Genomic DNA, 26,484 nt, shown 5'->3' with positions numbered 1-26,484 from the left:
GGCGCCGTTGCCCGGGACCGAATTCGATGCGGCGGCATACCTGAGCGACCTTTCGCCGGTGTTGTCCAAGGCGGAAGTCAAGGACATCCTGGACCGGCGGTTGTTCGCCGTGCCCAACCGCGACGCCACCTTCCGCGGCGCGGATTTCGGCAGGCTCAACCCTGTCGACCCCGACGAGCGCGACATCCTGATCATGAGAGAGCATCCGGAATACCGCCGGGCGCTGGAGGATCCGTCGTGGGAAGGGGAGATCGACGGGGTCAACCCGCGGCTGCACGTGGCGCTGCACGAGATGGTCGCGAACCAGTTGTGGGACGGTGAGCCGATCGAAGCGTGGCACGCCGCCCGCCGGCTGCTGGATCTCGGGATGGACCGGCATGACGTGTTGCACGAGCTGATGAACGTGGGCGTCGAATATCTGTACGGCGCCCTGACCGGCTCTGGACCGGTCGATCTCGATGCCTACCGGCGGACATTGAACGACCTGGGCCAAGAGCCCGTGAACACACGTGTCCGGCGCAGCGACACCGCGTACCAGATCAAGGTTGGTATCGCCGGCAGCGAACCGTCGATCTGGCGACGGCTTTCCCTGCCCGGTGACACACCGCTCGATGAGCTGCACCACATCCTCCAGGTCTCTTTCGGCTGGGAGGGCTGGCACCTGCATGAGTTCGAGGCTAAGGGCAGGCGCTACACCGATGTCAGCGGCGGATCCACGCGCGGTGTCCATGACGAACGCCGGGCGACGCTCAGCCTCGTCGCCCCGCGCCAGGGCGACCGGGTGCGCTACACCTACGATTTCGGCGACGACTGGATCCATGATCTCGTGGTGGAGGCCATCGAACCGGCCGAAGGCGAAGCCCGCGTGCTATGCCTGGACGCCGATCGTGCCGGACCGCCCGAGGACTGCGGCGGCATCTACGGCTACCAGCGTCTTCTCGACGCGATGACCGGCCCCCGGCATCCCGACCGCGACAACTACGAGGATGTGCTCGGCGAATCATTCGATCCGGCCGCCGTCGATCTGGAGGCGATCAACTCCGTACTGGCCGCGATCAGGATTCCCGGCACCAGCTGACACCGGGCGCCACTCTGGCTGCGCCGTGCGGTGCCGGTGAGCCCGTGAGTACTTTTGGGCGCTATAGCACCCGAAAACACTCACGGGCCCTAACCAGCAGGTCCGTGCGCCTAACGCTTCAAAGTGCCGAGGAACCGCGCAAAGGCGCCAGGGCCGAAGACCAGCACAGGACCATCAGGATCCTTCGAGTCCCGAACACCGACAACAGCCGGCTGGACAGCCACTTCGACACACACGCCGCCATTGCCCTGGCTGTAGCTGCTCTTGCGCCATACGGCGCGGTCAAGGTCTAAGACGGGCACGTTTTCCTCCCGACGGTCACCGGTATTTCTTGATCACGCGAGCGATGAGTTGTCGCGTCTCCGGAACAGGCAGCGCGGCAGCACTCAGTCGCTCGAAGATGACGCTGTACCGAGTGTATTCCGCTGGTTCCCAGAGGTAAGTGGCACCGAAGAAGTCTTCGAGGTACACCGTCGAAACTTGCTGGTCGGCGAGGTGCATCAACGCAACTGACGAAGTAACCGCAATCCGGCTCGATTCGAACGCCAAGACCTGCAGTCTAATGTTCGGAAGTTCCGAGACTTCCAGCAGGTGATCGAGCTGCTCGCGCATGATGTCGTTGCTGCCCTGAACGCGGTGCAAAGCGGACTCGGCCAGCACTACCTGGAGGTCCAGCGGCCGATTGGTCCGTGTGAGCACTGCTTGTCGCTCCATCCGGGTTTTTACGTGACTCTCCACCAGACGCGGGTCAGCAGCCGGCTCCCATGCGCGCAACGTCGCGCGGGCGTAGTCCTCGGTCTGGAAGAGACCAGTGATGATCTCCACTTCGTAGATCTTCATCTCCGTTGCTTCGGATTCAAGAGCGAAGAATCGCTGCACCCAGTCCGGAACGGAATCCCGGTGGTATACCTTCGGCCTGGCTCGCTTGGGGAGGCGTTCGGCGAGGCCGAGCAGGTACTTGCGCTGTTTCGCGGTTGCGCCGTAGAAGTCGAGCAGTTTCGCAACTTCGTCCGGTTTCATGCCCTGATGGCCGTTCTCGATCTTGCTGATCTTCGGTTGCTTGCAGCCGAGGACGTCCGCCGCTTCGAACGTGCTTCGGTCTACTTGTTCGCGGAGGCGGCGCAGTTCGATGCCGAGCTGGATGCGCAGCATGCGTGGATCAGGTGACGGCGGCATGCGGTACATCCTGGCAGGTGGAGGGTCCCTAGTGGATCACCTGATTCGGTAAATGACTACTGGAATGATTCCTACTAAATTCGGCTCCACATTGATCGGCAGATGGGAGTCGGGATGTTGGAGCGGCGTTTTTCGCTGGGGCCTTGGGGTGAGGACGAGCTTCCGGCGGTGCTGGAGGACCTGGCCGGGGCGTACCAGCCGAAGAAGTTCGCGCTGTGCGAAGTCGACCGTGACGGCGACAAGGTCGCCGCCGCGCGGATCTACCTGTGGGGCTTGGACTTCTGCCGTGCTCCGGGCGGCGATGGCCTGGGTGCGGTGTTCGTCAGTCCACACGGCTGGACGGGCAACTCCGACTCGGCCGAAGGCGCCCTGGAGTGCTTCTCGCTGATCCGCGACCTCCGCCTGGTCTGGCTCTGACGGGTCGTGAGTGCGTAATCGGGCCGGAGCCCGGCTACGCACTCACGACTAGGTGCACGCCCGAACGCCCGTTTGATTAATGTTGCATCGGAGTGCATAATCATCCGCATGACGGTTCGAGTGGCTGTTGCCGGTGCAAGCGGGTACGCGGGCGGGGAACTGCTCCGCCTTCTGCTGTCGCACCCGCAGGTGGAGATCGGCGCGTTGACCGCGGGCGGGAACGCCGGGAGCAAGCTCGGGCAGCACCACCCGAACCTGCTGCCGCTGGTGGACCGCGTGCTCACCGAGACCACGACCGCCGAACTCGCCGGGCACGACGTCGTCTTCCTCGCGCTCCCGCACGGCCACTCCGCAGCCATCGCCGCCGAGCTCGGCGAGGACACCACCGTCATCGACTGCGGCGCCGACCACCGGCTCAACGATCCCACCGACTGGGCCCGCTGGTACGGCGGCGAACACCCCGGCACCTGGCCCTACGGCATCCCCGAGCTCCCCGGCGCCCGCGACCGGATCCGCGGCTCCCGCCGCGTCGCCGTCCCCGGCTGCTTCCCGACGGTGTCCTCGCTGGCGCTCGTCCCGGCGCTCGCCGCCGGGCTCGTCGAGCCGGACGCTGTCGTCGTCGCGGTCACCGGCACCTCCGGTGCCGGCCGCGCGCTCAAGCCGCACCTGCTCTCCGCCGAGGTGATGGGTTCCGCCAGCGTCTACGGCGTGGGCGGCGCACACCGGCACACGCCGGAGCTGATCCAGAACCTCAGCGCCGCGGCGGGGGAGCCGGTGAAGGTGTCGTTCACCCCGGTCCTCGCTCCGATGCCGCGCGGCATCCTCGCCACCTGCTCCGCTCCGCTGCGCGAGGGCGCTGACGCGGCCGCCGCGCGCAAGGTCTACCTCGACGTCTACGGCGACGAGCCGTTCGTGCACGTGCTGCCCGAGGGCCACTGGCCGCAGACCTCCGCCACGCTGGGCGCGAACACCGTCCACCTGCAGCTGGCGGTGGACCCGGACGCCGGGCGGCTGATCATCGTCGGCGCCGAGGACAACCTCACCAAGGGCACCGCCGGTGGTGCCGTGCAGTGTATGAACCTCGCGGTCGGCCTGCCGGAGACCACCGGGCTGCCGACCGTCGGGGTGGCGCCATGACCGAGCTCAAGCTCCGGCTGCACGCCGAGCCGCTGGCGGTCGGCATGGTTCCGGCGCACGCCAACCTGGCCCTGACCGGTGGCACCACGCCGATCCACGGCAGCCTGACCACCGGGGCGGGCCGCACCATCGTCTTCCCGCATTCGCTGGCCGCCGAGGCCGGTCCCGACGTGCGGGTCGAGGGCCCGTTCCGGGCGCTGGAGGTCGCCGGGCCGCTGGAGTTCGCGTTGACCGGAATCCTGGCCGCGCTGCTGGTGCCGCTGGCCGAAGCCGGGATCAGCGTCTTCACGCTGTCCACTTTCGACACCGACTGGATCCTGGTGCCCGCGGACGCCGCGGAGAGGGCCGCCGACGTCCTGACCGCCGCCGGGCACGTTGTCGAGGCGACGTTATGAGCGTGGTAAGCCGCCTGTTCCGCAAGATGCCCCGGGTGCGGGTGTCCCGCAAAGCAGAGGAGAGCCAATGAGCGTGACCGGACCTGCCGGTTTCCGGGCGGCCGGTGTCGCCGCCGGGATCAAGGCCGCGGGCGCGCGTGATGTCGCGCTGGTCGTCAACGACGGCCCGCAGCAGGCCGCGGCCGGGGTGTTCACCACCAACAAGGTCAAGGCGGCACCGGTGCTGTGGTCGCAGCAGGTGCTCAAGGAGCGCAAGCTTCGCTCGGTGGTGCTCAACTCCGGCTGCGCCAACGCCTGCACCGGCCCGGAGGGCTTCCAGGACACCCACGCCACCGCCGAGAAGGTGGCCGACGTGCTGGGCGTCGGCGCCATCGAGGTCGCGGTCTGCTCCACCGGCCTGATCGGCGAGCGGCTGCCGATGGACGCGCTGCTGTCAGGCGTGGACACCGCAGCCAAGGCGCTGGCGAACGACGACCAAGCCGGTCTCGACGCGGCCACCGCCGTGCTCACCACCGACAGCAAACCCAAGCAGGCTCTCGGGAAGCACGACGCGGGCTGGTCGATCGGCGGCTTCGCCAAGGGCGCCGGGATGCTCGCGCCGAACCTGGCCACCATGCTCAGCGTCATCACCACCGACGCGATGATCGGCGGCGACGACCTCGACGAGGCGCTGCGCGCGTCCACCCGGGTCACCTTCGACCGGTTGGACGTCGACGGCGGCACCTCCACCAACGACACCGTGCTGGTGCTGGCATCCGGTGCCTCCGGGGTCGAACCGTCCAAAGAGGACTTCACCGAGCTGCTCACCGCGGTCTGCACGGACCTGGTCCGCCAGCTGCAGGACGACGCCGAGGGCGCCACCAAGACAATCGACATCACCGTGCGCGGCGCGGCCAGCGAGGCCGACGCGGTCGCCATCGGCCGCACCATCGCCGAGGACAACCTGGTCAAGACCGCGATGTTCGGCTCCGACCCGAACTGGGGTCGGATCGCGATGGCGCTCGGCCGGGTCGACGCCGAGATCGACGTGGCCAAGCTGGAGATCGCCACCAACGGCGTCACGCTCTACGCCGACGGCACCAAGGCCCGCGACCGCAGCGCGGCGGACCTGTCCGGCCGCGCCATCGAGATCGTCGTGGACCTGCACCTCGGCGAGCACGCGGCGACCATCCTGACCACCGACCTGTCCCACGATTACGTCGAAGAGAACAGCGCTTACTCGTCATGACCCAGCAAGAAACCAGCGACCGGCTGGCCACCGCGGCCGAGAAGGCCAGCGTCCTCGTCGAGGCACTCCCGTGGCTGCAGCGCTTCCACGGCGCGACCGTCGTGGTCAAGTACGGCGGCAACGCGATGATCGACGACGAGCTCAAGCGTGCCTTCGCGCACGACATGGTGTTCCTGCGGCTCGCCGGGCTGCACCCGGTGGTGGTGCACGGCGGCGGCCCGCAGATCACCGCGATGCTCGACCGGCTCGGCCTGGAAGGCGAGTTCCGCGGCGGCCTGCGGGTGACCTCCCCGGAGACCATGGACGTGGTGCGCATGGTGCTGGTCGGCCAGGTCGGGCGGGAGCTCGTCGGGCTGATCAACCAGAACGGGCCGTTCGCGGTCGGCATGTCCGGCGAGGACGCCCGGCTGTTCACCGCCGAGCGCCGCACCGCGACGGTCGACGGCGAGGCCGTGGACGTCGGGCTCGTCGGCGACGTGGTGTCGGTCAACGCCGACGCGGTGCTCGACTTGATCAAGGCCGGTCGCATCCCGGTCGTCTCCACCGTCGCCCCCGACGTCAACGGCGTGGTGCACAACGTCAATGCCGACACCGCCGCCGGGGCGCTGGCAGTCGCGCTCGGTGCCGAGAAGCTCGTGGTGCTCACCGACGTCGAGGGCCTCTACACGAACTGGCCGGACCGCTCGTCGCTGGTGTCGCGCCTGGACGCCGACCAGCTGGCGGAACTGCTGCCCGGCCTGTCCAGCGGCATGGTCCCGAAGATGGAGGCCTGCCTGCGCGCGGTGCGCGGCGGGGTGCCGCGGGCGCACGTCATCGACGGCCGCCTCGCGCACTCGGTCCTGCTGGAGGTATTCACCAGCGCCGGAGTCGGCACGATGGTGCTGCCGGCACAGGCAGAGGAGGGCGAGAACTGATGACCACCAACGCCGCGGGAGCGCAGCGCTGGCAAGCGTCCATGATGGACAACTACGGCACCCCCAAGCTGACCCTCGTCAGCGGCTCGGGCGCCGAGGTGACCGACGCAGACGGCAAGACCTACCTGGACTTCCTCAGCGGCATCGCGGTCAACGCGCTCGGCCACGCGCACCCCGCCGTGGTGCAGGCCGTCACCGCGCAGATCGGCAAGCTCGGCCACGTCTCCAACCTCTACGTGCACGAGCTGGGCCTCAAGCTCGCCGAACGGCTGCTGGACCTCGCCGGCGCGACCGGCCAGGGGCGGGTGCTGTTCTGCAACTCCGGTGCCGAGGCCAACGAGGTCGCGTTCAAGATCGCGCGGCTGACCGGCCGGGCCAAGCTGGTCGCCGCTCACGGCGGCTTCCACGGCCGCACCATGGGTGCCCTGGCGCTCACCGGCCAGCCCGCCAAGCAGCAGCCCTTCGAGCCGATGCCGCCCGGAGTCGTGCACTTGCCTTACGGCGACGTGGCCGCGCTCGAGTCCGAAGTGGACGACAACACCGCGGCGGTCTTCCTGGAGCCCATCCAGGGCGAGAACGGCGTGGTCGTGCCGCCCGAGGGCTACCTGCAGGCAGCCCGGGAGATCGCCACCCGCAACGGCGCGCTGCTGGTGTTCGACGAGGTGCAGACCGGCATCGGCCGCACCGGCTCGTGGTTCGCCTTCCAGCGCGCGGGCGTCTTGCCCGACGTGATCACCCTGGCCAAGGGCCTCGGCGGCGGCCTGCCGATCGGCGCCTGCATCGGCCTCGGCGCCGCCGGCGACCTGCTGCACCCCGGCCAGCACGGCACCACTTTCGGCGGCAACCCGGTGGTCTGCGCCGCGGCGCTGGCGGTGCTGGACACCATCGCCGCCGACGGGCTGCTCGAACACGTCGAGCAGGTCGGCAAGGACCTGGTCACCGGCCTGCAGCAGCTCGACCACCCGCTGATTGGCGAGGTGCGCGGCGCGGGCCTGCTCGTCGGCATCGGTCTCACCGAGCCGGTGTCGGCCAAGATCGCCGCCGCCGCGCAGGACACCGGCTACCTGATCAACCCCATCCAGCCCGACGCGATCCGGCTGGCCCCACCACTGATCGTGCGCCCCGAGCAGGTGCAGCGGCTGCTCGCCGACCTGCCCGCCTGGCTCGACGCTGCCAAGGAGAACCCCTGATGCCCCGGCACTTCCTCCGCGACGATGACCTCACGCCCGACGAACAGGCCGAGGTCCTCGACCTCGCCGACCAGTTCAAGGCCGACCCGCTCGGCTCCGACGCGCTGGCCGGGCCCAAGTCGATCGCGGTGATCTTCGAGAAGAACTCCACCCGCACCCGCCTCTCCTTCGAGGTCGGCATCGCCCAGCTCGGCGGCCAGCCGGTCGTCGTGGACGGGCGGATGATGCAGCTCGGCCGCGAGGAGACCATCGAGGACACCTCCCGGGTGCTGTCCCGTTACGTCGACGCCGTGGTGTGGCGGACCTTCGAGCAGGCCCGCATCGACGCCATGGCCTCGGCGTCCCGCGTGCCCGTGATCAACGCGCTCACCGACGAGTTCCACCCCTGCCAGGTGCTCGCCGACCTGCAGACCATCCGGGAACGGCACGGCAAGCTCGCCGGGCTGACCCTGACCTACCTCGGCGACGGCGCCAACAACATGGCGCACTCGCTGATGGTCGGGGGTGCCACCGCAGGCATGCACGTCCGCGTCGGCGCGCCGGAGGGCTTCCGGCCGCTGGACTGGGTGCTGGACGCGGCCAAGAAGCGCGCCGCCGAGACCGGCGGCTCGGTCGAGCTGTTCAACACCCCGAACGGCGCGGTCGAGGGCTCGGACGTGCTGGTCACCGACTCCTGGACGTCGATGGGGCAGGAGAACGACGGCAAGGACCGGGTCAGCCCGTTCCGGCCGTTCCAGGTCAACTCCGAGCTGCTGGCCGCCACCGGCAAGGCCGGCACGAGCGTCCTGCACTGCCTGCCCGCGCACCGCGGCATGGAAATCACCGACGAGGTGATCGACGGCCCGGCCAGCGTGGTGTTCGACGAGGCAGAGAACCGCCTGCACGCGCAGAAGGCGCTGCTGGCGTGGCTGGTGCGACGACCATGACGACCCGGGTCGCGCGGCAGGCCCGCATCGTCGAACTGGTCGCGTCGATGGGCATCCGCAGCCAGACCGAACTGGCCAAGCTGCTCGCCGGCGACGGCATCGAGGTCACCCAGGCGACGCTGTCCCGGGACCTTGACGAGCTCGGCGCGGTCAAGCTGCGGGGCGCCGACGGCGGCGCGGCGGTCTACGTCATCCCCGAGGACGGCAGCCCGGTCCGCGGTGTGCAGGGCGGCACCTCGCGGCTGAGCCGACTGCTCGGCGAACTGCTCGTCGGGGCCGACGGGGCGGGCAACCTGACCGTGTTGCGCACCCCGCCGGGCGCGGCGCAGTTCCTGGCCAGCGCCATAGACCGGGCCGCGCTGCCGGAGGTGGTCGGTTCCATCGCGGGCGACGACACCGTGATGATCGTCGCCCGCGAGCCCCTCACCGGGCACCAGCTGGCCGAGCGGTTCACCGAGATGGCAGCCGGGGAACGGCAGTCCGAAGTGGACGCCGAAGCCCGGCCCACGGTGGACGGCAGGGGGCAGGGTCCTAGGGACCAAGACGATGAGTGAGCGGGTCGTGCCGTCGTCGGCACCGTCGTGCAAGGCTGCACCGGCAAGGGCAACGACCGCGATCCCGAAGAAGAGCCGCGCCCACCACCCCATCACCCGGTGGGAGCGCAATTTCGCGAGAATTTGACCGTCACCCGGGTGAACGTCAATTTCTCACGAAATTGGCACCCCCGGCACAAACCGCACCGACAGCAACAACCTGACACGACTGAGGGGACACCGTGACGCAGCAAGGCAGCGAGTCCACCAAGCTCTGGGGCGGCCGGTTCGCCTCCGGCCCGGCCGAAGCGATGGCCGCGCTGAGCCTGTCGACCCACTTCGACTGGCGCCTGGCGCCCTACGACATCGCCGGCTCCCGAGCCCACGCCCGCGTGCTGCACGGCGCCGGGCTGCTCACCGCCGACGAACTCGAGCGGATGCTCGCGGGCCTGGACACCCTGGCCGCCGACGTCGAGGCGGGCACCTTCCAGCCGGTGATCGACGACGAAGACGTGCACACTGCCCTCGAACGCGGTCTGCTGGAACGCGTCGGCCCGGAACTCGGCGGCAAGCTGCGCGCCGGCCGCTCCAGGAACGACCAGGTCGCCACCCTGTTCCGGATGTGGCTGCGCGACGCCAACCGCCGCGTCGTCGCGGGCGTCCTCGACATCGTCGACGCCCTCGTCGCCCAGGCCACCGAACACCCCGAGGCGGTGCTGCCCGGCCGCACCCACCTGCAGCATGCGCAACCGGTGCTGCTGGCGCACCACCTCCTTGCGCACTGCCAGGCGCTGCTCCGCGACGTCCAGCGCTTCCGCGACTGGGACGCCCGCACCGCCTACTCGCCCTACGGCTCGGGTGCCCTGGCGGGCTCCTCGCTCGGGCTCGACCCGCAGGCCGTCGCCGCCGAGCTCGGCTTCGCCGGCGCCGTCGACAACTCCATCGACGGCACCGCTTCGCGCGACTTCGCCGCCGAGGCCGCGTTCTGCCTCGCGATGCTGGGCGTGAACCTCTCGCGCATCGCCGAAGAGGTGATCATCTGGAACACCGCCGAATTCGGCTATGTGACCCTCGACGACGCCTGGGCCACCGGCAGTTCGATCATGCCGCAGAAGAAGAACCCGGACGTCGCCGAGCTGGCCCGTGGCAAGTCCGGGCGGCTCATCGGCAACCTCAGCGGGCTGCTGGCCACACTGAAGGCGCAGCCGCTGGCCTACAACCGGGACCTGCAGGAGGACAAGGAGCCGGTCTTCGACTCCGTAGAGCAGCTGGAACTGCTGCTGCCCGCGATGGCGGGCATGCTCGGCACCCTGACCTTCCACACCGAACGGCTCGCCGAGCTTGCGCCCGCCGGCTTCACCCTCGCCACCGACATCGCGGAGTGGCTGGTGCGCCAGGGAGTCCCGTTCCGCGTCGCGCACGAGGCGTCGGGGGAGTGCGTGCGCACCGCCGAGGCCCGCGGCGTCGGACTTGAGGAACTGACCGACGAGGAGCTCGCCGCGGCCAACCCGGCGCTCACCCCGCAGGTACGCGAGGTGCTGACCGTCGAGGGCTCGATCGCCTCCCGCGACGCGCATGGCGGCACCGCTCCGAACAGGGTCGCCGAGCAGCGCGAACGCGTTGTCGCCGGAGTGCGGCAACATCGCGAGTGGCTCTCCAATTGACTTCTCTCCTCCCTGAAGGAAGGAGATTCAGTCCTCGCGGACTGAGTTTCCTGCTTCAACGACCGCAGCGTCCCCACCGTGGCGGTTCGGTCTCACACGATCTCACTCAGGCGTTCGGACCGGGGTGGTCCGGGTTCCCGCTCGACCAGCGGTACCCACGTACTTGCTCGGGTTTTCCCACTTGCGTGGGGGTGGTAGGTCTCACCTACCGAAATCAAGACTATCAGCGGTCGCTACGCGACCGACACGCGAGATCTGCTCCTCCCCACCCTGAAGGACGGGGCATCCGCAGATTGGAGATCAGGTGATCACGGTTTGGGCACGACCGGTAGGGTCAGGCATGTGAGCCAGGTGACACGCGACGAACTCGCCCTCGATCCGCTGTGGGTGGCCCGCCGGTTGCTCGGCTGCGAACTGCGATCGACGAGCCCGCAGGGCGAGGTCGGCGTGCGCCTGGTCGAGGTCGAGGCCTACCGCGGCATGGACGACCCCGCGTCGCACTGCTACCGCGGGCGCACCGAGCGCAACGCGGTGATGTTCGGCCCGGCCGGTCACCTGTACGTGTACTTCGTCTACGGGATGCACTTCTGCATCAACGTCGTGTGCCTCACCGACGGTGTCCCCGGCGCGGTCCTGCTGCGCGCCGGGGAGGTCACCACGGGTACCGAGCTCGCCCGCTCCCGGCGGCCAGCGGTCCGCAAGGATGTCCAGCTCGCCAGCGGGCCCGCTCGGCTGGCCGGGGTGCTCGGGATCACCCGCGAGCACAACGGCGTCGACCTCACCAGTCCGGAGTCGCCGATCCGGCTGTACAACGGCACCTTGGTCGGCGAGGACGACATCCGCAGCGGGCCCCGGGTGGGCGTCGCCGCGGCGATGGACCTGCCGTGGCGGACCTGGGTGGACGGCTCCTCGGCGGTCAGCTCGTACCGGCGTGGCGGGCGTCGCCGCATCCAGGCCCGGACGTAAACCCGGTTGCGGGGATGCGCGAAACTGAACTGCGTGAGCGAGCACATCCTTGACGAGCTGACCTGGCGCGGCCTGATCGCGCAATCCACCGACCTTGACTCGCTGCGGCGGGAACTCGACGACGGGCCGCTCACGCTCTATGCCGGTTTCGACCCGACCGGCCCCAGCCTGCACGCCGGGCACCTGATCCCGATCCTGACCCTGCGCCGCTTCCAGCAGGCCGGGCACCGGCCGGTGGTCCTCGCCGGTGGCGCCACCGGCCTGATCGGCGACCCGCGCGACGTCGGCGAGCGCAACCTGCACGACGAGAACACCGTGCTGGAGTGGACCGCCAAGATCCGTGACCAGCTGTCCGCGTTCGTCGACTTCGACGACTCGCCGACGGGGGCGATCGTTGAGAACAACGCGCACTGGACCGCCGACTTGCCGGTCACGGCGTTCCTGCGGGACATCGGCAAGCACTTCTCGGTGAACACGATGCTGGCGCGGGAAACCGTGAAGCGGCGGCTGGAAACCGACGGCATCTCTTACACCGAGTTCAGCTACATGCTGCTGCAGGCCAACGACTACGTGCAGCTGTACCGGAAGTACGGCACCCGGCTGCAGCTCGGCGGCTCCGACCAGTGGGGCAACATCATCGCCGGGGTCGACCTGGTCCGGAAGCAGGAGTCGGTCGCGGCGCACGCGCTGACCGTGCCGCTGGTCACCGACTCGGAAGGCCGCAAGTTCGGTAAGTCCACCGGCGGCGGCAACGTCTGGCTGGACCCGGCGATGACCACGCCGTACGCCTGGTACCAGTACTTCGTCAACGCCGCCGACGCGGACGTCGCGAAGTACCTGAGGCTGTTCACCTACCTCGACCGCGAGGAGATCGACGAGCTGGAGCGGACCACGGCGGAGCGGCCCCAGTTGCGGGCCGGCCAGCGCCAACTCGCCGAGGAGCTGACCACGCTGGTGCACGGCGCGGACCAGACCCGCAAGGTCGTCGCGGCCAGCCAGGCGCTGTTCGGCAAGGGCGAGATCGCCGACCTCGACGAGGCGACCCTGGACGCCGCGATGGCCGCCGTGTCGACCGCGGAGGTCCGCCTCGCCGACGCCCCGACGATCGTGGACCTGCTCGTCGAAACCGGCCTCGCGAACGGGAAGGGCGCGGCGCGGCGCACCATCAAAGAGGGCGGCGCGTACGTCAACAACGACAAAATCGCAGATGAGGAGTGGTCGCCGAGCAAGGACGATCTGCTGCACGGCCGCTGGCTGGTAATTCGTCGTGGCAAGCGTCACACTGCGGGCGTCAAGGTCGTGCACTAGCCTGGAATCAGCACCGGAAAGGGGCGTTGAACTGCATTTTCAGTTCTTTCCGGTGCTGCTCGGAGCCGATTTGACTTGGCACGGATCAACGCGTAAATTATTTCAGGTCAGCGCGGAACGGGCCGATGAAAAACGGGCCGGGCGCTGACACGGGGTCGCGAACCAAGCTCCTGCCGTCTGGCGGTAGAGTGGGCGTCCCGATGGGAAATCGAGATTGGTCAGGCGGGCTTTCTGTCCGCAGGACGAGGTCGCGGTTTCCAGCCAGATCTTTGATAGAACAGTGCTTGGCTGTGGCCGAGTGGAATAGCGAGCCGAAATTCGGCGCCGATCCGGTGGGGCGACCCCCCGGTGAGACCGAAAAAGGGCCTGCTACTCTGGTCAACAGCAAAAGCGCGAAGAAGATATGCTCCCCGGAGCTTCCTAGCCGTTGGCTGGGGGTGATGGTGTGGGTGTGTTCTTTGAGAACTCAACAGCGGACTGTTTTGGTTAGTGTTCTTTTATGCCCCCGATCATGCAGGTTTTGTGTGGTTGGTGGTTTCTTTGAGTATGATGCTCGCCTTTGATGGTTTGAGTGTCTGCTGGGATTGTTCAACAGCATTGTTGGAGAGTTTGATCCTGGCTCAGGACGAACGCTGGCGGCGTGCTTAACACATGCAAGTCGAACGCTGAAGCATCTTCGGGTGTGGATGAGTGGCGAACGGGTGAGTAACACGTGGGTAATCTGCCCTGCACTCTGGGATAAGCCTTGGAAACGGGGTCTAATACCGGATATGACATATCACTGCATGGTGGTGTGTGGAAAGTTCCGGCGGTGCAGGATGAGCCCGCGGCCTATCAGCTTGTTGGTGGGGTGATGGCCTACCAAGGCGACGACGGGTAGCCGGCCTGAGAGGGTGACCGGCCACACTGGGACTGAGACACGGCCCAGACTCCTACGGGAGGCAGCAGTGGGGAATCTTGCGCAATGGGCGAAAGCCTGACGCAGCAACGCCGCGTGGGGGATGACGGCCTTCGGGTTGTAAACCTCTTTCGACATCGACGAAGGCCTCTTTTGGGGTTGACGGTAGGTGTAGAAGAAGCACCGGCTAACTACGTGCCAGCAGCCGCGGTAATACGTAGGGTGCGAGCGTTGTCCGGATTTATTGGGCGTAAAGAGCTCGTAGGCGGTTTGTCGCGTCGGCCGTGAAAACCTGCAGCTTAACTGTGGGCTTGCGGTCGATACGGGCAGACTTGAGTTCGGTAGGGGAGACTGGAATTCCTGGTGTAGCGGTGAAATGCGCAGATATCAGGAGGAACACCGGTGGCGAAGGCGGGTCTCTGGGCCGATACTGACGCTGAGGAGCGAAAGCGTGGGGAGCGAACAGGATTAGATACCCTGGTAGTCCACGCCGTAAACGTTGGGCGCTAGGTGTGGGGATGGGTTCCACTGTTTCCGCGCCGTAGCTAACGCATTAAGCGCCCCGCCTGGGGAGTACGGCCGCAAGGCTAAAACTCAAAGGAATTGACGGGGGCCCGCACAAGCGGCGGAGCATGTGGATTAATTCGATGCAACGCGAAGAACCTTACCTGGGTTTGACATGCACTAGACAGCTCCAGAGATGGGGTTTCCCTTGTGGTTGGTGTACAGGTGGTGCATGGCTGTCGTCAGCTCGTGTCGTGAGATGTTGGGTTAAGTCCCGCAACGAGCGCAACCCTTGCCCCATGTTGCCAGCGGGTTATGCCGGGGACTCGTGGGGGACTGCCGGGGTCAACTCGGAGGAAGGTGGGGATGACGTCAAGTCATCATGCCCCTTATGCCCAGGGCTTCACACATGCTACAATGGCCGGTACAGAGGGTGGCGATATCGTGAGGTGGAGCGAATCCCTTAAAGCCGGTCTCAGTTCGGATCGGGGTCTGCAACTCGACCCCGTGAAGTCGGAGTCGCTAGTAATCGCAGATCAGCATTGCTGCGGTGAATACGTTCCCGGGCCTTGTACACACCGCCCGTCACGTCATGAAAGTCGGTAACACCCGAAGCCCATGGCCCAACCCTTGTGGGGGGAGTGGTCGAAGGTGGGACTGGCGATTGGGACGAAGTCGTAACAAGGTAGCCGTACCGGAAGGTGCGGCTGGATCACCTCCTTTCTAAGGAGCAATACACACCCTGGCTGGTTTTTGGGATCGGTTGGGAGTGTTCGCGGTGTAGGGGACGGATGTTTCTCTGCCGTGACGCTCAATGGATTGTGGAACACACTAACTTTCAGCAAGGCAGTCCGCTGTTGGGTGTCTGAGAGAACACGCTGCGCACGTGGTGTGTGGGTGTTTTCTTGGTGGTTTGGTTGTTGTTTGAGAACTGTATAGTGGGTGCGAGCATCTTTGTGGCCAAGTTATGTAGGGCACATGGTGGATGCCTTGGTACCAGGGGCCGATGAAGGACGTGGGAGACTGCGATAGTCCTCGGGGAGTTGTCAACCGAGCTGTGATCCGAGGGTGTCCGAATGGGGTAACCCAGCCCGAGTGATGTCGGGTTACCAGCGCCTGAATATATAGGGTGTTGGGGGGAACGCGGGGAAGTGAAACATCTTAGTACCCGTAGGAAGAGAAAACACTGGTGATTCCGTGAGTAGTGGCGAGCGAAAGCGGAGGAGGCTAAACCGTGCGCGTGGGATACCTGGTAGGGGTTGCGTGTGCGGGGTTGTGGGACGCTACTGGGCAGATCTACCAGTCTGCCAGCGTTGCTGTGTCGTGTTAGTCGAATAGGTTGGGAAACCTGACCGTAGACGGTGAGAGTCCGGTAGGCGAAAATGCGATCGGTGCGTGTGGTGGTGTTCCCGAGTAGCAGCGCTTTCGTGGAGGGTGCTGTGAATCTGGCGGGACCACTCGCTAAGCCTAAATACTTCCTGGTGACCGATAGTGGATAGTACCGTGAGGGAATGGTGAAAAGTACCCCGGGAGGGGAGTGAAAGAGTTCCTGAAACCGTGTGCCTGCAAACCGTCAGAGCCTTTTGGGTGATGGCGTGCCTTTTGAAGAATGAGCCTGCGAGTTACTGCTGCGTGGCGAGGTTAACCCGTGTGTGGGGGAGCCGGAGCGAAAGCGAGTCTGAATAGGGCGTTTTTAGTCGCGTGGTGTAGACCCGAAGCGGAGTGATCTACCCATGGCCAGGGTGAAGCGCGGGTAAGACCGTGTGGAGGCCCGAACCCACCAGGGTTGAAAACCTGGGGGATGAGTTGTGGGTAGGGGTGAAAGGCCAATCAAACTCCGTGATAGCTGGTTCTCCCCGAAATGCATTTAGGTGCAGCGTTGCGTGGTTGCTTGGGTGGGGTAGAGCACTGGTTGGTTGATGGGCCTTCGCGGGTTACTGAGATCAGCCAAACTCCGAATACGCCTGAGTTGAGCGTGGCAGTGAGACGGCGGGGGAGAAGCTTCGTCGTCGAGAGGGAAACAGCCCAGAGCATCGGCTAAGGCCCCTAAGTGTGCGCTTAGTGGGAAAGGATGTGGGATCGCCGAGACAACCAGGAGGTTGGCTTAGAAGCAGCCATCCTTGAAAGAGTGCGTAATAGCTCACTGGTCAAGTGGTCCTGCGCCGACAATGTAGCGGGGCTGAAGCGCACCGCCGAAGCCATGCCAATGACACTGTGTGTTGTTGGGTAGGGGAGCGTCCTGCATGCGGTGAAGCGCCGGAGTGATCCTGGTGTGGAGTGTGTGGGAGTGAGAATGCAGGCATGAGTAGCGAGTGCAGAGTGAGAATCTCTGCCGCCGGATGACCAAGGGTTCCTGGGGAAGGTTCGTCCGCCCAGGGTGAGTCGGGGCCTAAGGCGAGGCCGACAGGCGTAGTCGATGGATAACGGGTTGATATTCCCGTACCCGTGTTGATGCGTCCATAGCGAAACCTTTGATACTAACCATCTTGGTGTGTGTTGATCCTTTGGGTGATATGCGTGCTGGCATGGGACCTGATGGGGCGGTAGTTAAGTGATGGGGTGACGCAGGAGGGTAGCTCTGCCAGTGAGTGGTTGTACTGGTGTAAGCCTGTAGCCCGGTGTGTAGGTAAATCCGCATGCCTTGTGGGTGAGGGGTGATGCGTAGCCGTTGTGGCGATGTGAGTGATCCCATGCTGTCGAGAAAAGCCTCTAGCGAGTGTCTTCACGGCCCGTACCCGAAACCGACACAGGTGGTCAGGTAGAGAATACCGAGGCGGTCGGGTGAACTGTGGTTAAGGAATTCGGCAAATTGCCCCCGTAACTTTGGGAGAAGGGGGGCCACTGCTGGTGAACCGACGTGCTTGGGGAGCTGGTGGTGGTCGCAGAGGCCAGGGAGAAGCGACTGTTTACTAAAAACACAGGTCCATGCGAAGCCGTAAGGCGATGTATATGGACTGACGCCTGCCCGGTGCTGGAACGTTAAGAGGACCCGTGAACCCTTTGGGGTGTAGCGGAGAATTTAAGCGCCAGTAAACGGCGGTGGTAACTATAACCATCCTAAGGTAGCGAAATTCCTTGTCGGGTAAGTTCCGACCTGCACGAATGGCGTAACGACTTCTCCGCTGTCTCGACCACAGGCCCGGTGAAATTGCAGTACGAGTAAAGATGCTCGTTTCGCGCGGCAGGACGGAAAGACCCCGGGACCTTTACTATAGCTTGGTATTGGTGTTTGGTTCGGCTTGTGTAGGATAGGTGGGAGACTGTGAAGCATTCACGCTAGTGGGTGTGGAGTCGTTGGTGAAATACCACTCTGGTCGTTCCGGGCATCTAACTCGGGTCCGTGATCCGGATCGGGGACAGTGCCTGGTGGGTAGTTTAACTGGGGCGGTTGCCTCCTAAAGGGTAACGGAGGCGCCCAAAGGTTCCCTCAGCCTGGTTGGCAATCAGGTGTTGAGTGTAAGTGTATAAGGGAGCTTGACTGTGAGACTGACGGGTCGAGCAGGTGCGAAAGCAGGGACTAGTGATCCGGCACTGGCTGGTGGAAGCGGTGTCGCTCAACGGATAAAAGGTACCCCGGGGATAACAGGCTGATCTTGCCCAAGAGTCCATATCGACGGCATGGTTTGGCACCTCGATGTCGGCTCGTCGCATCCTGGGGCTGGAGTTGGTCCCAAGGGTTGGGCTGTTCGCCCATTAAAGCGGCACGCGAGCTGGGTTTAGAACGTCGTGAGACAGTTCGGTCCCTATCCGCCGCGCGCGTAGGAGACTTGCGGAAGGCTGTCCCTAGTACGAGAGGACCGGGACGGACGAACCTCTGGTGTGCCAGTCGTTCTGCCAAGGGCGTGGCTGGTTGGCTATGTTCGGGAGGGATAACCGCTGAAAGCATCTAAGCGGGAAGCCTGTTCCTAGATGAGGTCTCCCACCCGTTGTGGGTTAAGGCCCCCAAGAGATGATTGGGTTGACAGGCCAGATATGGAAGCACGGTAACGTGTGGAGTTGACTGGTGCTGATAGGCCGAGGACTTGCTCACAAAGATTGCTACGCACCCACTATACGGTTCTGGGGCAACAACCAGAACCTTTTGATAATTGAACATGTGTCATTCGTGTTCTGACGCCTGGTTTCCCGTCGTTTTCGGCGGGGTGAGGGTTGTCGGTGGCGATGGCGGGGAGGGTCCGCCCGGTCCCATTCCGAACCCGGTAGCTAAGCTCCCCAGCGCTGATGGTACTGCACTCGACAGGGTGTGGGAGAGTAAGACACCGCCGACACACTATTTGAAAGGGGCCGACCGGACCCGTCCTTGGAGGGACGGATCTCCGGTCGGCCTCTTGTTTTTCGTCCAGGCATCGTCGCGGTGTCCGTTCGAACGCCGCACGGTCCACACGAGTTGTCCCCGTTCACATCGGGGGTGCCACCCCCCACGACCCGCCACCAGGTGGGACTACGCTGTTGGGGCTTCAGTTCTTTTTCTGCTTCAGGAGGTTCGGTGTCCGGTTCCGACGACAGGCGCGGCGACTCCCGCCGTGGGGCCGGTGCCGGCCGAGGCGGCCAAGGCGGCCGCGGAAGCTTCGATCGCCGCGGTTCCTTCGGCGGTCCCCGCCGGGACCGCGACGGTGGTGCGCGCGGCTTCGGCGACCGCGACAACCGCGGCAACCGCAATGATCGAGACGACCGCAACCGGGACGACCGGGGCGGCCGCGACAACTTCGGCGGCGGCCGCGACCGGTTCCGCGGCCAGGGCGGGCGCCCTGGCGGTCAACGCGACGACCGCGGTGGCTTCCGCCGAGACGACCGCGGCGGTTTCCGCCGTGACTCCGACAACAGGGACCGCTTCCGCCGCGACGATCGACGCGACGATCGACGCGATGATCGGCGTGATGACCGTCGTGACGACCGCAGCCGCGACGACCGGCCTCGCCGGTTCGACGCGCAGGACGGCCGTCGCGGCTTCGACAACCGTCGTGATGACCGTGGACGTGATGACCGTGGCGGTTTCAAGCGTGACGACCGTCGGGACAACCGCGGACAGGACGATCGCGGTCGTCGGGACTTCCGGCGCGATGACCGGCCGCGTCGCGACGATTTCCGCCGTGATGACCGTGGACGTGATGACCGTGGCGGTTTCAAGCGTGACGACCGTCGGGACAACCGCGGACAGGACGATCGCGGTCGTCGGGACTTCCGGCGCGACGACCGGCCGCGTCGCGACGATTTCCGCCGTGACGACCGTGGCGGTTTCAAGCGTGACGACCGTCGCGATGACCGTGGACGTGATGACCGTGGCGGTTTCAAGCGTGACGACCGTCGCGATGACCGTGGACGTGATGACCGTGGCGGTTTCAAGCGCGATGACCGCCGTGACGACCGCGGGCGCGGCGATTTCCGCCGGGATGACCGGCGCGGCGGCTACGGGCGTCGCGACGACCGGCCGGGCAAGCCCCGCTTCGACGACCGCCGGCGGGACGACCGCGGTGGTTTCCGGCGCGATGACCGGCCCCGGCGGGACGACGACCGCCAGCGAGACGACCGGCCGCGCCGGGACGACGACCGGCCGCGCGACGACCGGCCCCGTCGGGACGACCGGCGGCGGGATGACCGGCCGCGTCCGCAGGGCGCCCGGTTCGACCGCGACCGCGGCGGTCGTCCGGATCGGGACCGTCGCGGCGGAGACCACCGCGGTGGCGAGCAGCGCGGTGGCGACCGTCGGGGCCGGGGTGGTTTCCGGCACGACTCGCCGCGGGCGGAGTCGCGTGACGAGGCGGCCGTCGAGTCGCCCGCGGCGAGCGAGCCCGAGTTGCCCGAGGGCTTGGAGCCCGGGGATCTGGACATCGAGATCCGCCGCGAGCTGCTGACGCTGCCAAAGGGCTTGGCCGACAAGGTCGCGGTGCACCTCGTGGCCGCCGGTCAGCTGATCGACTCGGAGCCGGAGCGGGCCCTGGAGCACGCGCGTTACGCACGCCAGCGGGCTCCGCGCATTCCTTCGGTGCGCGAGGCCAACGGCCTCACCGCGTACCTGGTCGGAGAGTGGAACGAGGCGCTGGCGGAGCTGCGCGCCGTCCGGCGCATGGCCGGCGGGCCCGGGCACCTGGCGATGATGGCCGACTGCGAGCGCGCCATGGGGCGGCCGGAGCGCGCGGTGGAGCTCAGCCGCAGCGAGGAAGCCACCCAGCTCGACCAGGAGGACGCGGTCGAACTGCGCATCGTCGCTGCGGGCGCTCGCAGGGACCTCGGCGAGATCGAGGCCTCGGTGGTGAGCCTGCAGATGGCGGAGCTGGACCCGAAGCGCCAGGAGCCGTGGAGCGCGCGCCTGTTCTACGCCTACGCCGACAACCTGCTGGCGGCCGGGCGGGAGCGGGAAGCCTTCACCTGGTTCGTGCACGCGGCCAACGCCGATGACGAGGACGAGACCGACGCCGCGGAGCGGCTTGAGGAGCTCGCCGAGAAGCTGGGTGGCCCGGACGTGGTCGAGGAGCTCGTCACGGAGGCTGAGGCCGCAGCCGAGATCGACGACGAGGACTTCGACGACGAGATCGACGAGATCGACAATGACCTCGACGACGAGATCGACGACGAGGCCGACGAGCAGCCGGAAGCCGCGCGTGCTGACTCCGAGAAGGCCGCCGAGACCGAAGCGTCCGGCGAAACCTCTGAGAAGGCCGCCGAGACCGGACCGTCCGGCGAAACCTCCGAGAAGGCGGCCGAGACCGAAGCGTCCGGCGAGACCTCTGAGAAGGCGGCCAAATCGGATGCCACCGACGCCGACGCGAGCAACGCAGAAGGGGACGCGCGAGCGCAGTGAGCGGCACGCTTCTCGATGGCCACGACGTCGTGCTGTTCGACCTCGACGGCACGGTGTTCCGCGGCGGTGAACTCGTTCCTGGTGCGCTGGAGGCGATCCAGGAGGTGCACCGCCGCGGCATCCCGGTCCGCTACGTGACCAACAACGCGTCCAAACCGGATCAGGCGGTCGTCGATCACCTCGCCGGCCTCGGCTTGGACGCGGAGCGGGCTGAGGTGAGCACCAGCGCCCAGGCCGGCGCCGCGATGCTGGCGGAGAAGCTGGCGCCCGGCTCGAAGGTGCTCGTGGTCGGTTCCCCCGCGCTGGTGTCCGAAGTGGACAATGCGGGGTTGGTGCCGGTCACCGAGTTCGCCGACGAGCCGGTCGCGGTCGTGCAGGGCCTCTACACCGAGATCGGGTACCGCGATCTCGCGGAGGCGTGCTTGGCGATCCGCGCGGGCGCATTGTGGGTTTCGTGCAACGGCGACCGCACCTTGCCGACGGAGCGAGGTCTGCTTCCCGGCAACGGTGCGCTCGTCGCGCTCGTGCAGGCGGCGACCGACCAGGATCCGCTGGTGGCCGGCAAGCCGGAGCGACCGCTGCTGGACCGCGCGGTCGCCTCCGCCGGCGCCGAGGCGCCGTTGATGGTCGGGGATCGGCTCGACACGGACATCGCGGGCGCGGTCAACGCCGGGATGCCCGTGCTGATGGTGCTGACCGGCGTCAGCACGACGCAGGACCTGCTGGAAGCCGCCGACGGCCTGCGTCCCGACTACGTCGGGGCGGACCTCCGGGCGCTGCACCAGTCGCCGAGTGAGGTCGCCATCGGTGAGCAGGAGGCGTGGCAGGTCCGCGTCGGCAATGACTCGCTGGAACTGGCCGCGCGGGCTGGGGAACAGCCGGGCGACGCGCTGTCGGCGCTCCGCGCGCTCTGCGCCGCTTGGTGGGCCACGTCGTCAGGCCCGGTTGCCGTGCACGGCGCGGACGAGCACGCGCAGGACATGTTGAGGCAATTGGGCTTGGCCTGATCGGTGCATGTCGCGGCGTCGCCGTCGGGGCGTTCCGCTAGCGTGGACACGTCGCCGCTACAGCGGTCGCGGCGTGATCGATGGGAGCAGGAGCGGATGACCTCTCCGTGGCAGCAGGGGCCGCAGGCGCCGAATCCCGCGATGCTGGCGCGCCCGGCCGACGACGGTCAACCGGCGATCGACGCCATCGCGGCGGCCGTGGCCGAGCTCGACGAGGTGCGGGAGTTGCCCGTGGCCGAGCACGTCGGGCGGTTCGAGGCGGTGCACGCCGCGCTCACCGACGCCCTGTCGAAGGCCGACAACCTCCTCTCCGCAACGAGTGCACACAGGATGTGACGGTAGTGCCACGCAAGGCGCGGTTGGATGCCGAACTGGTTCGTCGCGGGCTCGCCAGGTCCCGCGAACACGCCACCGAACTGGTCGCTGCGGGCCGGGTGACGGTGCGCGGGATGGTGGCCCGCAAGTCCGCGACCGCGGTCGAGATCGACGCGCCTGTGGTGGTCGCCGAGGACGTCGACGATCCGGGTTGGGCCTCGCGCGGCGCGCATAAGCTGCTGGGGGCGTTGGAGGCGTTCGAGCCCGAGGGGCTGACCGTCGCCGATCGGCGCTGCCTGGACGCGGGCGCTTCCACCGGCGGGTTCACGGATGTGCTGCTGCGCCGGGGCGCGCGCGAGGTGGTGGCCGTGGATGTCGGGTATGGGCAGCTGGTCTGGAAGTTGCAGACCGATGATCGGGTGCGGATCCACGACCGGACGAACGTGCGGTCGTTGGCTCCCGAGGACATCGGTGGCCCGGTGGATCTGGTGGTCGCCGACCTGTCGTTCATCTCGTTGAAGCTGGTGCTGCCGGCGCTGCTCGCGTGCGCTTCGCCGGACGCCGATCTGGTGCCGATGATCAAACCGCAGTTCGAGGTGGGCAAACAGCGGCTAGGCTCGGGTGGCGTGGTACGCGACGCCGAGCTGCGCGCCGAAGCCGTCCTGGAGGTCGTGCGGTTCGCGGCCGGACTCGGCTTGGGCCTGCGCGGCGTCGTGGCCAGCCCGCTGCCCGGTCCGTCCGGCAACGTCGAGTACTTCGCCTGGCTGCGCCCGGGATCGAGCACCGGGGCGGACGCGGCGGAAGCGTTCGTGGTGGACGCGGTGCGGCAGGGGCCGCAAACTTCAGGCAAGGCTCGCACCGGTAACTGATTGTTCCAGCTCCACACCGCAAGCGGCTGAAAGCTTTAAGGAGTGCAGTTGACCCGAGAGGTGCTGCTGGTGGTGCACACCGGCAGGCAGCACAACATGCGCACCGCGGAGAAGGTGGCCGGTCAGCTCATCGACGCGGGCCTGCGGGTGCGGGTGCTCGCCGAGGAGGCGCCGGAGCTCAGCCCGGACTGCTTCCTCCAGGTGGTCGAGCCCGGCCCGGAGGCGGCGGTGGGCACCGAGCTCGTCCTGGTGCTGGGTGGTGACGGGACCCTGCTGCGCGCCGCGGAGCTCGCGCGGCTGGCCAACGTGCCGGTCTTCGGGGTGAACCTCGGCCGGGTCGGTTTCCTGGCCGGGGCCGATTCCGACGCGCTCGACGAGGCGGTGGCCGCCGTCGTCGAGTCCCGCTACTACGTCGAGGAGCGGATGACCATCGAGGTCACCGCTAAGCTCGACGGCAAGGTCCTGGTCCGCACCTGGGCGCTCAACGAGGCGAGCGTGGAGAAGAGCAGCCGGGAGCGGATCCTCGACCTGGTCGTGGAGGTCGATGGTCACCCGGTGTCGGCGTTCGGCTGCGACGGCGTGCTGTGCTCCACCCCGACCGGTTCCACGGCGTACGCGTTCTCCGCCGGTGGCCCGGTGGTGTGGCCGGAGGTGCAGGCGCTGCTGGTCGTGCCGAGCAACGCGCACGCGCTGTTCGCCCGGCCGCTGGTGGTGTCGCAGAAGTCGTTGGTGGCGCTGGAGATCGACCAGCACGGCCACCACGCGGTGCTGTTCTGCGACGGGCAACGCCAGTTCGACCTGCCGCCGGGTGCGCGGGTCGAGGTGGTCGCGGGGGAGACGCCGCTGCGCCTGGTGCGGCTGCACGACACGGCCTTCACGGACCGCCTGGTCCGCAAGTTCGAGCTCCCGGTACAGGGCTGGCGCGGCCCCGCCAAAGCCGGCTAAGGCCTGTTTCGAAAGTGGTTTGCGTAGCGGTGCGGGTAGCGGCCCCCTGCGGGAGTTGCTGTGGCCTTCTCGCGCGGGTGTTCCCCGAACATCATGAACGCCAATTCACCGCGTCGGGACTGGCCTCGCCGAGAGCCCTTCGGCGGGCACAGCCCCTGAGAACCCGCGGCGGTGCCAGTCGAGTCCCACACCGCAAGCGGCTGCCGCCGCTTATAAAACACGTCCTAACGCCCGGAGGACCCGCACCGCTACGCAAGCCCGCCACAAATTTCGGTTGAGTGCGGATCACCCCAGTGGGGATCCGTGGGTCGGGCGATGCCGCTAGGGTGCTTGATGTGTTGGCGGAGATGCGCATCCAGGGACTGGGCGTCATCGACGACGCCACGCTCGCACTGCATGCCGGCCTGACGGTGGTCACCGGTGAGACCGGCGCCGGTAAGACGATGGTGGTCACCGGGCTGCACCTGCTCGGCGGTGGTCGGGCGGATGCCTCGCGGGTCCGGTCCGGTGCGCAGCGTGCCGTCGTGGAGGGCCGGTTCCAGACCACGATCGACTCGCCGGCGGCCAAGGTTGCCGCCGATGCCGGGGCCGAGCCCGACGAGGACGGCAGCCTGATCGCGGTGCGGACGGTGGCGGCCGACGGCCGCTCGCGGGCGCACCTCGGTGGTCGTTCGGTGCCCAACGCCGTGTTGTCCGAGCTGGCGGAGCAGGTTCTCGCGGTGCACGGGCAGAACGATCAGCTGCGGCTGCTGCGTTCCGGTGAGCAGCGCGCGGTGCTGGACCGGTTTGCCGGGGAACCCGTGCTGCACGTGCTCGCCGACTACCAGCGGGTCCGCGCGGAGTGGGGCGGCGCGGTGCGGGAACTCACCGAACGGACCGCCCGCTCGCGGGAGTTGGCCCGGGAAGCGGAGCTGCTCCGGCACGGCTTGGCCGAGATCGAGGCCGTCGCCCCGGAACCCGGCGAGGATGCCTCGCTGGTCGACGAGGCGCGGCGGCTCGCGGACGTGGACCAGCTCCGGGAGATCGCGACGGGCGCCCACCTGGCGCTCACCGGCTCTGCCGATGGCGACCCGGACGTGCCTGGCGCGATCGGCCTGATCGGGGAGGCCCGGCGGCGCCTCGGGGGCGCCGAGGACCCGGTGCTGCGGGAGCTGGAGCCGCGGGTGGCGGAGGCCGTCGCGGTCCTGGCCGACGTGGGCGGCGAGCTCGGCGGCTACCTGGACCGGTTGGACGCCGACCCGGCCCGGCTGGAGCAGGTGCTGGCCAGGCAGGCGGAGCTGAAGCAGCTGACGAAGAAGTACGCCGCGGACGTCGACGGCGTGCTGGCCTGGGCGGCGGAAGCGCGCAGCCGACTGTCCGGAATGGACACTTCGGAGGAGGCGCTGGCGGCGTTGGCCGCGCGGCGCGACGAGCTGGCCGCCGAGCTCGCCGAACACGCCGTCGCGGTGTCCGAGGCCCGCAAGGTTGCCGCCGTTGGGCTCGCCGCGGCGGTTTCGGAGGAGCTGGACGGGCTGGCGATGCCGCAGGCGCGGCTGGAGGTCGTGGTCCGGCCGAAGGAGGGCGATCCGGGCGACCCGAACGCGCTGCCGGTGCAGGGCCGCACATTGCACGCGGGCCCGGACGGGGTCGACGAGGTCGAGCTGCAGCTGATCGCGCACTCCGGCGCCCCGGCGCTGCCGATCCACAAGGGCGCCTCGGGCGGTGAGCTGTCCCGCGTGATGCTGGCGCTGGAGGTCGTGCTCGCCGATGCCGACACGGTGCCGACGCTGGTGTTCGACGAGGTCGACGCCGGGGTCGGCGGCCGGGCCGCGGTGGAGATCGGGCGGCGCCTGGCCCGCCTGGCCCGCACCCACCAGGTCGTGGTCGTCACCCACCTGCCGCAGGTCGCCGCCTACGCCGACCGCCACCTCGTGGTGGACAAGGGCGCCGCCGACGGCGGGTTGACCCGCAGCGACGTGCGGGTGGTCGCCGACGAGCGGCGGGTCGTCGAGCTGGCGCGGATGCTGGCCGGGATGGACTCGACGGAGACCGGCCGGGCTCACGCGGAAGAGCTGCTGGACACCGCGACGGCCTACAAGCTGGCGCAGGCCCGGTTCCGGCGGCGCGCTAAGCCGACGCCGAAGAAGCGGGAACGCAGCGGGAAGTAGGCCATTCGGCCCAACAGATTCTGCTGCTTCCGGGTCAGTCATATCGGCGTGGCGTACCAACGACAGGT

General features: G+C 67.5%; 21 protein-coding genes and 3 rRNA genes. 21 read left to right on the top strand and 3 right to left on the bottom strand.

The window, feature by feature from the left end:
- Positions 1 to 109 precede the first annotated feature (109 nt).
- Complete coding sequence (locus ACRXBZ_RS07020) at positions 110 to 1,078, top strand: plasmid pRiA4b ORF-3 family protein (protein WP_433883816.1); 969 nt, start codon at positions 110 to 112, stop codon at positions 1,076 to 1,078.
- A 110-nt stretch (positions 1,079 to 1,188) separates the two neighbouring features.
- Here ACRXBZ_RS07020 and ACRXBZ_RS07015 read toward each other — a convergent pair whose 3' ends face one another.
- Both ACRXBZ_RS07015 and ACRXBZ_RS07010 read right to left on the bottom strand, forming a co-directional pair.
- Positions 1,189 to 1,380: a DUF397 domain-containing protein gene (locus ACRXBZ_RS07015; RefSeq protein WP_433878340.1), complete on the bottom strand. Its 192-nt coding sequence runs from the start codon at positions 1,378 to 1,380 to the stop codon at positions 1,189 to 1,191.
- A gap of 16 nt (positions 1,381 to 1,396) precedes the next feature.
- Positions 1,397 to 2,230 carry a helix-turn-helix domain-containing protein gene (locus tag ACRXBZ_RS07010; protein ID WP_433878339.1) on the bottom strand — a complete coding sequence of 278 codons (834 nt, stop codon included), beginning with the start codon at positions 2,228 to 2,230 and terminating at the stop codon, positions 1,397 to 1,399.
- A gap of 138 nt (positions 2,231 to 2,368) precedes the next feature.
- Here ACRXBZ_RS07010 and ACRXBZ_RS07005 point away from each other — a divergent pair, with 138 nt between their 5' ends.
- From ACRXBZ_RS07005 to rrf, 14 genes are all read left to right on the top strand, one after another.
- Positions 2,369 to 2,671 carry a hypothetical protein gene (locus ACRXBZ_RS07005; RefSeq protein WP_433878338.1) on the top strand — a complete coding sequence of 101 codons (303 nt, stop codon included), beginning with the start codon at positions 2,369 to 2,371 and terminating at the stop codon, positions 2,669 to 2,671.
- 108 nt (positions 2,672 to 2,779) lie between these two features.
- Entirely contained in the window at positions 2,780 to 3,808 is a 1,029-nt protein-coding gene (argC, locus tag ACRXBZ_RS07000; protein ID WP_433878337.1) for an N-acetyl-gamma-glutamyl-phosphate reductase, read from the top strand.
- Entirely contained in the window at positions 3,805 to 4,203 is a 399-nt protein-coding gene (locus ACRXBZ_RS06995) for an ACT domain-containing protein (RefSeq protein ID WP_433878336.1), read from the top strand. The genes argC and ACRXBZ_RS06995 overlap by 4 nt, the downstream gene beginning before the upstream one ends.
- Before the next feature lie 67 nt (positions 4,204 to 4,270).
- The gene (argJ, locus tag ACRXBZ_RS06990) at positions 4,271 to 5,431 is read left to right on the top strand and encodes a bifunctional glutamate N-acetyltransferase/amino-acid acetyltransferase ArgJ (RefSeq protein WP_433878335.1); all 1,161 of its coding nucleotides are present in this window, start codon (positions 4,271 to 4,273) and stop codon (positions 5,429 to 5,431) included.
- Positions 5,428 to 6,345, top strand: a complete 918-nt coding sequence (gene argB / locus ACRXBZ_RS06985; RefSeq protein ID WP_190823291.1) for an acetylglutamate kinase — start codon at positions 5,428 to 5,430, stop codon at positions 6,343 to 6,345. Before argJ ends, argB begins: the two co-directional genes overlap by 4 nt.
- Complete coding sequence (locus ACRXBZ_RS06980; protein ID WP_433878334.1) at positions 6,345 to 7,535, top strand: acetylornithine transaminase; 1,191 nt, start codon at positions 6,345 to 6,347, stop codon at positions 7,533 to 7,535. Before argB ends, ACRXBZ_RS06980 begins: the two co-directional genes overlap by 1 nt.
- Positions 7,535 to 8,461: an ornithine carbamoyltransferase gene (argF, locus tag ACRXBZ_RS06975; RefSeq protein WP_433878333.1), complete on the top strand. Its 927-nt coding sequence runs from the start codon at positions 7,535 to 7,537 to the stop codon at positions 8,459 to 8,461. The genes ACRXBZ_RS06980 and argF overlap by 1 nt, the downstream gene beginning before the upstream one ends.
- Positions 8,458 to 9,015 carry an arginine repressor gene (locus tag ACRXBZ_RS06970; RefSeq protein WP_433878332.1) on the top strand — a complete coding sequence of 186 codons (558 nt, stop codon included), beginning with the start codon at positions 8,458 to 8,460 and terminating at the stop codon, positions 9,013 to 9,015. The genes argF and ACRXBZ_RS06970 overlap by 4 nt, the downstream gene beginning before the upstream one ends.
- A gap of 221 nt (positions 9,016 to 9,236) precedes the next feature.
- The gene (gene argH, locus ACRXBZ_RS06965) at positions 9,237 to 10,658 is read left to right on the top strand and encodes an argininosuccinate lyase (RefSeq protein WP_433878331.1); all 1,422 of its coding nucleotides are present in this window, start codon (positions 9,237 to 9,239) and stop codon (positions 10,656 to 10,658) included.
- A gap of 342 nt (positions 10,659 to 11,000) precedes the next feature.
- Entirely contained in the window at positions 11,001 to 11,624 is a 624-nt protein-coding gene (locus ACRXBZ_RS06960) for a DNA-3-methyladenine glycosylase (RefSeq protein ID WP_433878330.1), read from the top strand.
- A 33-nt stretch (positions 11,625 to 11,657) separates the two neighbouring features.
- Positions 11,658 to 12,932: a tyrosine--tRNA ligase gene (tyrS, locus tag ACRXBZ_RS06955; protein ID WP_433878329.1), complete on the top strand. Its 1,275-nt coding sequence runs from the start codon at positions 11,658 to 11,660 to the stop codon at positions 12,930 to 12,932.
- 597 nt (positions 12,933 to 13,529) lie between these two features.
- Positions 13,530 to 15,057: ribosomal RNA gene (locus tag ACRXBZ_RS06950) — 16S ribosomal RNA — on the top strand.
- Between the two features lie 235 nt (positions 15,058 to 15,292).
- Positions 15,293 to 18,364, top strand: a 23S ribosomal RNA gene (locus ACRXBZ_RS06945).
- 121 nt (positions 18,365 to 18,485) lie between these two features.
- Positions 18,486 to 18,602: ribosomal RNA gene (gene rrf, locus ACRXBZ_RS06940) — 5S ribosomal RNA — on the top strand.
- The 16S, 23S and 5S rRNA genes sit together here, the layout of an rRNA operon.
- Before the next feature lie 206 nt (positions 18,603 to 18,808).
- On the opposite strand, the gene ACRXBZ_RS06935 is transcribed toward rrf, so the two are convergent.
- A complete protein-coding gene (locus ACRXBZ_RS06935; protein ID WP_433878328.1) occupies positions 18,809 to 20,062 on the bottom strand; it encodes a hypothetical protein in 1,254 nt (417 codons plus the stop codon).
- Positions 20,063 to 20,128: 66 nt separating this feature from the next.
- Here ACRXBZ_RS06935 and ACRXBZ_RS06930 point away from each other — a divergent pair, with 66 nt between their 5' ends.
- The 6 genes from ACRXBZ_RS06930 to recN all read left to right on the top strand — a co-directional run bounded on the left by ACRXBZ_RS06930 (position 20,129) and on the right by recN (position 26,416).
- Positions 20,129 to 21,133, top strand: a complete 1,005-nt coding sequence (locus ACRXBZ_RS06930; RefSeq protein WP_433878327.1) for a tetratricopeptide repeat protein — start codon at positions 20,129 to 20,131, stop codon at positions 21,131 to 21,133.
- On the top strand, positions 21,130 to 22,140 hold the full coding sequence (locus tag ACRXBZ_RS06925) for an HAD-IIA family hydrolase (RefSeq protein WP_433878326.1): 1,011 nt from the start codon (positions 21,130 to 21,132) through the stop codon (positions 22,138 to 22,140). The genes ACRXBZ_RS06930 and ACRXBZ_RS06925 overlap by 4 nt, the downstream gene beginning before the upstream one ends.
- A 96-nt stretch (positions 22,141 to 22,236) precedes the next feature.
- A complete protein-coding gene (locus ACRXBZ_RS06920) occupies positions 22,237 to 22,476 on the top strand; it encodes a hypothetical protein (RefSeq protein WP_433878325.1) in 240 nt (79 codons plus the stop codon).
- Between the two features lie 5 nt (positions 22,477 to 22,481).
- On the top strand, positions 22,482 to 23,324 hold the full coding sequence (locus ACRXBZ_RS06915) for a TlyA family RNA methyltransferase (RefSeq protein ID WP_433878324.1): 843 nt from the start codon (positions 22,482 to 22,484) through the stop codon (positions 23,322 to 23,324).
- A gap of 48 nt (positions 23,325 to 23,372) precedes the next feature.
- Positions 23,373 to 24,269, top strand: coding sequence for an NAD kinase (locus ACRXBZ_RS06910; protein ID WP_168584346.1), 897 nt, complete (start codon positions 23,373 to 23,375; stop codon positions 24,267 to 24,269).
- A gap of 335 nt (positions 24,270 to 24,604) precedes the next feature.
- On the top strand, positions 24,605 to 26,416 hold the full coding sequence (recN, locus tag ACRXBZ_RS06905) for a DNA repair protein RecN (protein ID WP_433883815.1): 1,812 nt from the start codon (positions 24,605 to 24,607) through the stop codon (positions 26,414 to 26,416).
- Positions 26,417 to 26,484: the final 68 nt, after the last annotated feature.

This window comes from Saccharopolyspora hattusasensis, from assembly GCF_050972075.1.
Lineage (GTDB): Bacteria > Actinomycetota > Actinomycetes > Mycobacteriales > Pseudonocardiaceae > Saccharopolyspora > Saccharopolyspora hattusasensis.
Note: the sequence above shows the minus strand (reverse complement) of the source record. Positions and strands in the feature narration are given on the sequence as shown.